Genomic DNA, 12,255 nt, shown 5'->3' on the forward strand with positions numbered 1-12,255 from the left:
AAAGATAATATAACTAGATTGTCACTAAGTTATATTTTGGTTAAATTATACAATTTATTGCAACTTTACTCTGGATTGGTTTCAGTGTAGTATTTAAATACTAATTATTTGCCAATTACCAAAAGTTGATTTTTTGAATTTAAGTAGGTTGGCGCTAAAAATTGTCGTTATGACAAGGTAACAGGGAAGAGGTTTTGGGTAACTTTACTTTTTGTTATATATTACTCTTCGAGAAGCCGCTCCGGGTCTACGGTTTTTTTCCGTTCACCTACTTAGTCACAGTGTTGATATTTGGATATTATCTTACCAAGTTACCATAAATTGATAAATTTGTCATATCAAACTTATTTACTAGGGAATGGGGCATAATGACGAATTAGCAACCTAAATTAGATAACCAGTCACCTCGGTTATTGCGGACTCTTCACTTACTAACTAATCTTCAAAAATCAATCCAGCCTGAGAAATAATTACAACACCTAATAAGTTAATACAGGACAAAATTATATAAAGGGTAAATTTAATTTCTCTAAAAAGGTAAATATAATCACAAAAATACTGTAAGGGCAAACCCCCCGTGGTTGCCCGGAATTGTGGTTGCCCAAAATCGGAGACAAACTTAGTTAACGAAATTTGCTAGGATTTAGACGGCTGGGAGCTTGGCGTGTGGTATTGGTATTACGTCTAATTTCTACTCCATTTCTCAGTTTTCCGCCTGTACCACCGTCTTTAGGATCAAGATAAGGTTTCAAATTAATGCCCTGTTTAGCAGAACTCACCTGATTTTTACCACCTAAAAGCGTTTGTCCCAGGCTATATAAGCTATCTCCATTACCTCTGTTACGATTGGTGTAGGTATTAACGGCATTAGTCTGTTGTCCACTATCAGCGGTAGTTAGGTTTTGGAATACACTATTGCGAATAGTATAGGGATCTTTACCACGGGGTACTGTCAAGACAATTCGACAATTGGGCTGAGATTCAGTGGTGACACAGATAATATTTTCGTTATTTTCTACAGCTATTTGTAATTCTTGTAATCCATCGGGGCGATATAATTCTAAACGGCTGGCGATCGTTTCACAACGTCTTTGAGCATCCCAATTCCCGCCTAAAGTTTGAGGTGCAGCCCAAGCAAAATATTGTCCAGGTTGACTTTGGGGCTGATACATGACCGTAGGTTGTCCATTCTTATATTGACAACTAAACCTTTTACTACTGTCAACTGTGGTGGAAGTTGGTATGGTGGTTGATGAGCCTGATGGAACTGTAGTAGATGAACCTGATGGAACTGTAGGCACAACAACTTGAGCAAAAGCTACAGTATTACCAAAAAAGACAGAACAACCAAGACTACTCAACAATAAAAACCGAAGTGATTGTAATGACATAAATATAACCTCTGTTAGAAACGGGTAAATAGTTGATATCTCTATTGACGGAGAATATATTTTTTTGATTCATTAACAATACCTGTTTTTTTATTTTTAATATACATAGCAGAAACCGCTACAAGCTACGAAGGATTATCAGCAGCTTACAGCGGTTTCTTGATTAGGTTGTAGTTCAATACAAAAATAATAGAAGTGGACTTGACAAGCAATCAATTAAATTCGATTTAAATCACGCTTCCGTTCTATAAAACTTACCCAAAATTACCAAAGTCTAGACACATCTGGACAGCGATAATCTTAGTGTTTATTTTCTGCTTCATCGCGGTCTTAGAATGACTTCTAAGAGGTTTGCCCGCTCCACAGACAATCTCGGTAGAACTTACCGTTTCTGACCGTAATTCCTAAAAGGAATCCTTATTTTCAATGGTTAGGCAATTTTGGCTGTGAGTTCCACACCTCCAATAACAATTTGGTGAGATTTAGGCGAAAAAACTTTGATAGGAAGCTACAAGAAAAAATTGATTGCCGGGACACTAGAGCAGGAGGCACAAACTCTAATGAAAAAGTTTGGATTTAAGGTTTGACTTTTAACCTTTTTGTACCATGCCCTTAATCTAGCACGAGTTTTTTGATTTATGTTATCTGTTTACTAAACTTGAAATTCATTAACATATTGCAACAATTCTGACTGGGCGCACGCCCTGCGCTCCTACTTTGGTGACTCCTGCTATATTAGAGGTTTTATGAGTTCTGCACCGATGGAAATTATTATTGGTTGGCTATATCCTAAGTTGATGAGTACCTACGGCGATCGCGGAAATGTGATCACTATTCAACGCCGCGCTCAATGGCGGGGGTATAATGTGATCGTATTACCCTTGGATCAAGACTCTACCGCTGAGGATATAAAATCAGTAGATGTGATTGTTGGTGGGGGCGCACAGGATCGTCAGCAAGAAATTGTCATGCGGGATCTACAAGGGGCAAAAGCGGAGGCAATGCGTGATAAAATCGAACATGGAACGCCGGGAGTTTTTACCTGTGGTTCTCCCCAATTGCTAGGAAATTATTATGAACCAGCCTTTGGACAAAGAATTGAAGGTTTGGGAATTTTAGATTTAGTTTCTATTCATCCTGGTGAAAATACGAAAAGATGTATTGGTAACTTAGTGATAGAAGTTACAGCTTCACGATTGGCACAGGAAATAGAAGCAATGACAGGGACAAAACCTTATTTAGTCGGGTTTGAAAATCACGGTGGCCGGACGACATTAGGGCAGGTGGAAGCTTTGGGGCGTGTGGTGTATGGTTTGGGGAATAATGGAGAAGATGGCACAGAAGGAGCGTTTTATCAAAATGCGATCGCTACCTATTCCCACGGGCCATTATTACCCAAAAATCCTTTCGTTGCTGATTGGTTAATTCAAACGGCGTTAAGGCTGAAATATCAACAGGAAATCAAACTTTCCCCGTTAGATGATACCTTGGCAATACAGGGACGGGAAGCAATGTTTAAACGCTTAAAAGTGAATTCACCCAGTGTAGCTGGAGTTAGTTAGAAAAATAGGTAATGGGTAATTACCAATCACCGATTACCAATTACCAATTACCAGCCTAATAAACTACATTATTTCTTTATTAAATAAGAATAATTTCCTGTACAATGTCTGATAAGTTACTATAGAAATCCGAAATTGTTTAGTTAGTCATTATTTTAAATCTGTGCAACTTCCTTTCGACTCCGCTCAAGGTAAACCTTCTTTCCCAGAATTTGAAAATCGCTCAAGTTACCACCCCAATCAGGGTTTGCGAAAATTACTTAATCGTCTTGTCATCAAAATGCAACGGGATGAACTGATCAGACAAACGACAAATCACCTGAGAGAATCACTTCAGGCTAATCGTGTAGTATTGTATTATTTCTATGAACAATGGCAAGGGCAGGTAACATTTGAATCATTGAGTGCTGATGAATATTCGATTCTTGGTTTTACCGGACCAAGCGATTGTTTTAACCATGAGTATGCTGCTTTGTACTTAGAAGGACGGGTTAGAGCGATCGCTGATATAGAATTAGAAGCAATTCAGGATTGTCACCGTGATTTCCTTCGCAGTATGCAAGTTCGCGCTAATTTGGTAGTACCAATTTTGATACCAAGAGGATTATGGGGACTATTAGTAGCACATCATTGTCAAAGTTCCCGTGATTGGACATTAACAGATATTGAACTAATGCAAACAGCAGCGCGAACTTTAGCCACAGACTCTAACATTTTAAAGAGTTAAAAATCAAATCCATTAATTCATCCGCGTTTATCTGCGTTCATCTGCGTTTAAATCATTTAAATTCCCAAATTTAGGACTCCACCATCCTTTAGCAGTATGAAAATAAGCCACATCCTTATGTTTGGTATCCTTCCATGAATCCTGACCAGAACACCGCAGCATAGTTTTATTTTGCCCATCTTTGAGGTAACTGTATTCCTCCAAAGGTTTCTTGCATACAGGACAGGGATATGCAGTGATTTTTGCTGAAGGTTTGGGAGCATTTTCATCTGCAGATGTTTTAGTTTTCGGTGCTTCCCACTTTTTGTGAAAATCACTCCAAAATAGCACAATGTTTTCGCAACCACTCACACATTTAAGAAAGTATTTCTTTTTAACTTTACTGCTGGGAATTTTGGCTAAACAGTTCTTACAATCAGGACAACGAGTTTTAGAAGTTTCATATTTACGCTCAAGAAAATTATTACTTTTAGCTGTAGTTGATGAATTAACAACCACAGTTTTAGCTTTGGAAAGTGCAGGAATAAAATAACTTTGATTCCAAGTAGTTAGGTAATGTTGCCAAGAGTTTTTTCCTTCAGAAATTGCATCTAAGGCATCTTCCATTTTAGCAGTAAATTCTGCTTCTAATAAATCTGGTAAAGCCTTTTGTAAAAATTCATCAACTTCTAAACCCAAGGCTGTGGGTTGAAGATTATCTTTTTTCAACTCCACATAATTGCGTTTCTTTAAAGTAGCAATTGTCGGAGCATAAGTGCTAGGACGACCAATGCCTTTACGTTCCATTAATTGGACAAGTTTGGGTTCGCTATATCTGGGTGGTGGTTGGGTTTGTTTTTGGTCATGTCCAGCTTTGGCTAAAGTTAGGATTTGTCCCTGTTGCAATAAGGGTAAAACGGCATCTTTGCTAAGATTCAGCCAATATTTTGCATAACCGTAAAATTCAATTACCTGCCCTCTAGCTTGCCATAAGATATTACCTGATTTCGTAATTACCAACGTTTTACGAAGTTGTGCTGGACGACATTGGGAAGCGATCGCTCTTTTCCAAATCATCACATATAGGTTAAACTCATCTTCAGGTAATTCTGCCCGTAATTGCACCGAAGGACGAAAAACATCTGTGGGACGAATGGCTTCATGTGCTTCCTGAGCCGTTTTACTACTACGCTGCTTGGCTACTTGTTGGGGGACATTCTCAGGGTCATTTTGTTCCAACCATTGACGAGCGCTCGCACAAAATTCAGGACTCAACATCACTGAATCGGTTCGCATATATGTAATTAATCCTGCCTCATATAGCTTTTGTGCCACCTGCATGGTTTTGTCAGGGGAAAATTTCAACTTTGAACCGGCAGCTTGTTGGAGGGTAGAGGTGGTAAATGGTGGAGGGGGTTGACGATAAACCAGTTTCCCTTCTAAGTGAATAATTTGATGAAGATGACGTTTTGCTTCCTCAACTAATCTGTTTGCTTCTGCTTCCGAAAGAACGCGCTGAGATTCGGGTTTTTCTGGGTTGTTACTAGCTGCATCATCATGAGTTTCTGTTTCTGGTTCTGATGTTTCTTTCTCAGTATTGTCCGTACCTTTGTAAAAAGCCCGAAATCCTTCTTGATAATCTACCCACACACTCCAATAATCTTGGGGGACAAAAGCCAGAATTTCTCTTTCGCGCTGACAAATGAGGTGTAATGTGGCGCTTTGAACTCTACCTACGCTTTTTGCTCCGTTATTTAATGCCCAAACCAGGGGACTACCTTTGTAACCTACCAGTTTATCAAGACAATCTCGACATAATCCGGCACCGATTAAATTAGTGTCAAGTTTTCGGGGGTGTGCGATCGCATTCCGCACTGCTGATGGTGTAATCTCAGTATAAACTACTCGTTTGGGGTCTTTTAATCCTAACGTTTCTTTAAGATGCCAAGCAATGGTTTCTCCTTCTCTGTCTGGGTCTGTAGCTAAAACAACTTCATCAACCTGTCTAACAGCCGCTTTTAATTGTTGAATTGTTTCCTTTGCACGTTGGTCACGGGGGATATAATTGCAGCGAACAGTATTACCATCCATTGTAAATCCTAGTGAATCATCACCCTCATTACTGAGTTCGCGGATATGTCCACAACTAGCGCGGACAATCCAATCTGCACCGAGAATTTGACTCAGTTTTTTAACTTTTCCGGGAGATTCAACCACTAGGAGACGTTTGGGCATAGCATTTATTTTTTATATCCGTTAATTCATCCGCGTTCATCTGCGTTTATCTGCGCTCAATTATTCTTAATATCTTATTCTTCGCACCTACTTACAATCATTCAGATAATCATCCATAATAGCTGGTAACTCCTTTGCTGAACAAGTATAAGTTAGGGATAAAAATGTAATAGCTTTCGTAATTATTTCTTTTCTATCTAGAATTTCTGATAATTGAGAACGAGTGTATTTACCATTCATTGTTTCTAGACTAGCATCAGCGATCGCATCTTCAATTACTTCTTCCTCAATTAAATTTTCCCATTCATCTTCATTCACATAATAGGATCTTTTATTTTCTTTAAGATTAATTTTTTGAATTTCCCTAATTGAATTACGAATAGAAGCCATCCAAGAATTTGTTAATCGCTGTTCTATTTTATTTTTAATCAAGTGAATCAGTAAAATCTTTAAATACGATTCTATATTTCGCAATATTGCTTGTTTACTCATTCCTTCTAATTCATCTACAATTGCTAAAGCATCTGTGTAATTTCCTTGTAAAATGCTGTTTCTGAGGTCTATTAATTCTTGAGTCATTTTCATTAACCTCCAGTATAATTTACATATTGATAATAACACATATTTTTCTGAAAAAGCACATTCAGGTAACTTTAAATTTAATGCTTAAATATCTATGCAATAAGAGTTTTAAGATAAAACTCGTTCAGAAATCAAATGGGATTCCTGTATTTTTATAATTGTCAAAATCAGGATATCTTTATTCTAACAATTGCGGCATTCTTGGTGGTGCTGTTTTCCACATTAAATCAATTTCTTCCGGTGTGAGTTGATACGCTTGATTAATTAAATCAGAAAGACGCTGTTCTAATTTTAAAGCTTCGTTTTTCCGGCTGTTAATTTCGGGAACATAATCATTATGTGCTTTACGCAAAGCTGTAAAAGCAGATATATCTAGAGGAGGTATAATTTTTTTTGCAGTTGTTTTCCTTACCATTCTTTTTCTCACTTCTTCTACAAAGTCTGGAAATTCCAAAGTAGCAAAATCTTCTAATTTATTGCCCAGTTTCTCAATTTTGTATTCTATTTGCAACCAGTCAAGAACATCTTTATAAACTTGTCCGTTGAGTTTGGTAATTTCAATTAACCGGGTGACAATTGCTTCTACTTCTGCGCGGATTTTTTCTGTGGGTTGTGCAATCGGAATATTTTCTGTATAAATGTTTTTCAGACGTAATACTTCATCTTTACCATGAATTGTATTTCTCCACAACCATGACCACATAAGAGGTGAATTGAGAACAGCAAGCAACCATAAATCAGAACAAGGTAAAGCAAAACAAGTCATGTCTATGAATACATTTTGTTTATCTAAACAAAATCGTGAATGAAAAGCTAAATCCTGCCAAATAATTTTAGGTTCTTCAAAAAGATGATAAGATGATGGTGATGCTTGTAATTGCCACCATAACTGTTTACCTGCTCTAGCCTCTAACTTATTTCTATAAATTTCTAAATGTTCTTTAATCACAGGATATTGTTCTATATCTATATCTTTATGAGCAAAAATTATCCAAACTTTATCCCATTCAGGAATCCATCTTTTAATATCTTGACCTCTCAATAATGGCTTGATGATTTCTGCACATTTTGGGTCAGCTTGAACTAATTTATTCTTAGTAGCATCATCTATGAAAAAAGCCTCATTAAAACCTGTTTTTATTCCACATATCGGTTTAACCCCAGCAAACTCCTTTAACGGAACTCCTACCCGTTGAATTTTCCGCATTAAATCATCAACCGCAGGAGGTTCTAAACTCCAAGCATTAGCAGTAAACCGCGACCAAGGAATAGTAAAACTGTTTTCTGGATTCTGCACATATTGAATGAGGTTAATATTTTTCAACTCCCCACGGGGAACAGCACAAATTAAAACCGATTTTTCCTCATTCTCTGTATTTGAAACTTCAGATTTCCTCGCAGCGATAATACAAGGAAAAGTATCAGCGTCTTCAAAAATTGGTGCGTGTCCAAAATCAATAATTTGTTCAAAGACACTTTCTTGAGAAAAGAACCGTCGCAAAGGTTCACCATAACCAGAACGTAACCATTTATTAGTGACAATATAAGAAATAATTCCTGCTGGTTTGAGCAGATTTAAACCCTTTTCATAGAAATAAATATAAATATCTGCAACTCCGTCATAAGTTTGATAATTTTCCTGTAAATAAGGTTTAAATGGTGATAATAACTCCTGACGAATATAAGGAGGATTTCCAATAACCACATCAAAACCACCTTCAGCAAATATCTGGGGAAATTCACTTTCCCAAATAAAAGGTAAATCTGTGATTTTTGCATCATTAATGATGGAATTACCGATTTTAATATTATCGTCCAAATAAGTTAAAGTTTTTCCCTGAGTTGCAGTTTTTAACCACAAAGATAACTTAGTAATTTCTACCGACTCTGGAGATAAATCAACCCCAAATAAATTATTACTGAGAATAGTTTTATCTAATTCCATATTTTCTGTAGTTTGATGTTTCAGAAATTGCAAATTATCATTAACTCGTTGATACTGACTTGCAAAATAATCAAAAGCTGCAATTAGAAACGCACCAGAACCACAAGCAGGATCAATAACTCGCGTTTTTACTAATACTTCGTCTCTGTAACTTTGCCAAAATTCAATTTCCCGTTTTTGATTTTCTGCTGTATCTGTAAATTCCCCTAATTTAAACTTTTCTCTTAATTCATCTTCACGGTTTTGTAAATATCCACCAATTGCAACTTCGACAATATATTGAGTAATATAAGCAGGAGTGTAAAATACGCCTAACTTTTTCCGTTTACCTTGTTTTCTATCAAATTCCTGTTTAGCAACATCAGCTTTTAATTCTTCTAAATCTGTAATTGACTGCTCAAAAATTCGTCCTAAAATATCTACAGAAACTTCTGAATCAAAATCAAAGCGTGTTAGTTTTTTAAGTTTAGTACATAAAGGATCGGGAATATCTAATTGTGCATCTAAAATTGGATCATATTGAAATAAACCACCATTATAACCGGGTATTGGTGGATCTTCATTACCTTGGTCAACCCAACGAAAAACGGCTTTATAATTTTCCCAAATTCGTCGCGGATTATAAGCATCTTTGCTATCATGAGCTTTAGCAATTGTCTTTTCTGGCAATAATCCTCTATCTTCACAAAAAGCAATAAATAAAATTCTGTCTAATGTTTTTTGTGCTTTCTCAATTAATACTTGATCACGGTTAGGAATATTCAACTTACTACCAAAACGAAACCGGAAATCTTTAACTATATTTAATCTAACTTGTTTATATTCTTCATAAAGTTTTTTAGTAATGTCCTCTTGTGCTTCCTCAGAAGTTACTAACAAAGTATCAATTTTAGATACATCTTTAATTGGTAAAAAGTTTTCCCGACAAAGCAAAAAATAAAATCTTTTAAATTCCTCTAAATTTGCCAAATCAACTAATAAAAACTTTTCATAATAAGCCGGAGTTTTATTGGTATGATATAATCGTAATTCTCGATAATTAGAAATAATAATCCAATGACAATCAGGTGTATAATTAGCATAGCGCCAACCCTGATCAACGGCGGATTCTTTTCTTCCTGGTGCGGGTCTATCTAAATCATCTTTTGTCCCTTTTAACTCAATTGGTGCAACAACTTTACCCTGTAATTTTACCTTTCCTTTGTTATTTTCTGTAGCGGTAAAAAAGCCCACAGCAGCATCAGCAGAACCCCCACCGTCAGCAATAGTTTGTTCTGCGTGAATTTCCCAAAGTTTGCCACCACCTGCAATAATGGAAGAATAACCTAAAACATCTTGAAAGATATCTTTGAGAAAATCACCATGCAAAGAAACTTCTTTTACTTGATTAAGAGTCCCTGAATTTAAAGCTTCAATCCATTTTTTAATAATTTTGTGCCGTTCTTCCAAATCTGACGGAAATTTAAAATTAACCAAGGCATTTTTTAACGTCTTTTTCTGAAATAAAGTTTTAGAAAATTGTTGATTCATAACTATAATTTATAAATGTAGATCATTTCATTTAGCTCCCCGACCTCTCAAATAAGTCGGGAATCTGGGTAACATATCAATTTAATGATATCATACAAGAGTAAAAAAGTTTCTAGTACATCACAAAAATCTTTACATCTAAAAAACCTTAACCCAAACCAACATCCTATACATCCTTAAATCCTGTACTTCGACTTCGCTCAGTAACCGGATATCCTGATTCTGACAATAATTAAAAAATGGTACAATATTAATAATCCACAAACCCGAAATGGTAATGCTTCAAACTCCTATCAAAACCTTAACCCTTGATGAATTTCTCAAATTGCCAGAAACCAAACCAGCAAGGGAATTTATTAACGGTGAAATCATTCAAAAACATAAGCCTCAAGGAAAACATAGCACAGTTCAAAGCGATTTTGTTTCTGCGGCTAATACGGTTCTCAAACCCCAGCGTATAGCCCGTGCATACTCTGAATTACGCTGTACCTTTGGCGGTAGATCCATTGTACCTGATATTGCCGTCTTCACTTGGAAACGCATTCCCCGTGATGAAAATGGTGAAGTTGCTAACACCTTTGCTATCCCTCCTGACTGGACAATTGAAATACTTTCTCCTGAACAAAGTCAAACTAAAGTTGTGCGGAATATCCTCCATTGTCTTAGTCATGGTACTCAAATGGGTTGGTTAATTGACCCCGCAGAAAAATTAGTTTTTGTCTATTTTAATGATCAACGGATTCTATTATTTGAATTAGAAACAGATAGCTTACCTGTTCCATCTTTTGCAGAATCATTTAATCTTACAGTAGGTCAACTTTTCGGTTGGCTAAATGAATAAATATTCGACATATTCTTTTATTTGAGTTAGAAGTATTAGTTAACAATCAACTACAAATTTTATGGATTCTCATTCCCCGTTATGTCAAATAATAGCCCATCGGATTATCACCAGTCCTCAAAAAAGAATTACCTTTGCGGAATACATGGATATGGTGTTATATCATCCAGAATATGGTTATTATTCCAGTGATGCTATCAAAATCGGATTTCGGGGCAGTGATTTTTTCACATCTGCCAGTTTAGGCGCTGATTTTGGGGAATTACTAGCAAAGCAATTTTACCAAATGTGGGAGATTCTAGATCAACCTATCCATTTTGATTTAGTAGAAATGGGAGCAGGACAAGGTATCTTAGCATCCCATATTCTCAATTATATACAGCAACAATACCCAGATTTTTTGGCAGCAGTCAAATATATTATTGTTGAAAAATCACAAAGTTTAAAACAAGAACAACAACAACGGTTACAAGATTTTTCTGTAGATTGGTGTAACTTAGAAGAAATTCCCTCCAAATCTATTAACGGCTGCTTCTTTTCCAATGAATTAGTAGATGCTTTTCCAGTCCACCAATTTACTTTAGCAGCAGGAGAATTGCGGGAAATTTATGTCACGATTGGGCAACAATCGGAGGAAGAAAATTCTGCTTTACCTTTCGACTCCGCTCAAGGTAAACCTCTATTTATGGAAATAATAGGAGAACCATCAACACCACAATTAGGAGAATATTTTAAGTTAGTGGAAATTGATTTAAGCCAAAATACTTATGAAAATGGCTATCGTAGTGAAATTAATTTAGCAGCTTTGAACTGGTTGGGTATAGTGGCAGACTGCTTGGAACGCGGGTATGTGCTAACAATTGATTATGGCTACCCCGCTCATCGTTATTATAACCCCAGGCGATCGCAGGGAACTCTCCAGTGCTACTACCAGCATCGTCATCATGATAATCCTTATATCAATATTGGGCAACAAGATATCACTGCCCATGTTGACTTTACAGCCTTATCATCTTGGGGTGAACGGTGCGGACTCAAAAACATGGGTTGGACTCAGCAAGGGCTATTTTTGATGGCATTGGGAATAGGTGAAAGGTTTAGCTTGAGCGAAGTCGAAAGGTTAGCTGCACTCTCCTCTCAACAGCAACCAATATCACAGTTGCTACAACACCGAGAAGGATTACACCAACTAATTAACCCGGGGGGATTAGGCAACTTTGGCGTTTTAGTCCAAAGCCAGGGACTAACTGAACAAGAAGCATCACAACCACTCCAGGGATTAGTCGTACCAGAGTAGAGATCAAAGAGAAAGGTTAAAAATCTCTTTAACAATCCTGTATTAGTCCTGATTGCACTAGCATAACAGAGATGACATTTAAGTCAAAAATCTACCCAAGAGAAATAATTATGAATGCTCATGATCTGTTAGTGCTAGTAACTCTACTTTCCCCCGGACTCTTACT

At 36.6% G+C, this 12,255-nt stretch carries 8 protein-coding genes; 4 read left to right on the top strand and 4 right to left on the bottom strand.

What is annotated here, in order from left to right:
• Positions 1-623: 623 nt before the first annotated feature.
• Positions 624-1,391, bottom strand: coding sequence for a COP23 domain-containing protein (locus tag ANA_RS02510; RefSeq protein ID WP_015078476.1), 768 nt, complete (start codon positions 1,389-1,391; stop codon positions 624-626).
• 746 nt (positions 1,392-2,137) lie between these two features.
• Here ANA_RS02510 and ANA_RS02515 point away from each other — a divergent pair.
• Both ANA_RS02515 and ANA_RS02520 read left to right on the top strand, forming a co-directional pair.
• Positions 2,138-2,953 (top strand): type 1 glutamine amidotransferase, encoded by an 816-nt coding sequence (locus tag ANA_RS02515; protein WP_015078477.1) that lies wholly within the window; start codon positions 2,138-2,140, stop codon positions 2,951-2,953.
• A 163-nt stretch (positions 2,954-3,116) separates the two neighbouring features.
• Positions 3,117-3,680: a GAF domain-containing protein gene (locus ANA_RS02520; protein ID WP_015078478.1), complete on the top strand. Its 564-nt coding sequence runs from the start codon at positions 3,117-3,119 to the stop codon at positions 3,678-3,680.
• 27 nt (positions 3,681-3,707) lie between these two features.
• Here ANA_RS02520 and topA read toward each other — a convergent pair whose 3' ends face one another.
• The 3 genes from topA to ANA_RS02535 form a co-directional block, all read right to left on the bottom strand.
• Positions 3,708-5,894 carry a type I DNA topoisomerase gene (gene topA, locus ANA_RS02525; protein WP_015078479.1) on the bottom strand — a complete coding sequence of 729 codons (2,187 nt, stop codon included), beginning with the start codon at positions 5,892-5,894 and terminating at the stop codon, positions 3,708-3,710.
• Positions 5,895-5,981: 87 nt separating this feature from the next.
• The gene (locus tag ANA_RS02530; protein ID WP_041457586.1) at positions 5,982-6,473 is read right to left on the bottom strand and encodes a DUF29 family protein; all 492 of its coding nucleotides are present in this window, start codon (positions 6,471-6,473) and stop codon (positions 5,982-5,984) included.
• A 181-nt stretch (positions 6,474-6,654) separates the two neighbouring features.
• Positions 6,655-9,951, bottom strand: coding sequence for an Eco57I restriction-modification methylase domain-containing protein (locus ANA_RS02535; RefSeq protein WP_015078481.1), 3,297 nt, complete (start codon positions 9,949-9,951; stop codon positions 6,655-6,657).
• Between the two features lie 277 nt (positions 9,952-10,228).
• Between ANA_RS02535 and ANA_RS02540 the strand changes: the two genes are divergently transcribed.
• On the top strand, positions 10,229-10,792 hold the full coding sequence (locus ANA_RS02540) for a Uma2 family endonuclease (protein ID WP_041457588.1): 564 nt from the start codon (positions 10,229-10,231) through the stop codon (positions 10,790-10,792).
• A 61-nt stretch (positions 10,793-10,853) separates the two neighbouring features.
• On the top strand, positions 10,854-12,089 hold the full coding sequence (locus ANA_RS02545; RefSeq protein ID WP_015078483.1) for a class I SAM-dependent methyltransferase: 1,236 nt from the start codon (positions 10,854-10,856) through the stop codon (positions 12,087-12,089).
• Positions 12,090-12,255 lie beyond the last annotated feature (166 nt).

It is taken from the genome of Anabaena sp. 90 (genome assembly GCF_000312705.1).
GTDB lineage: Bacteria > Cyanobacteriota > Cyanobacteriia > Cyanobacteriales > Nostocaceae > Dolichospermum > Dolichospermum lemmermannii.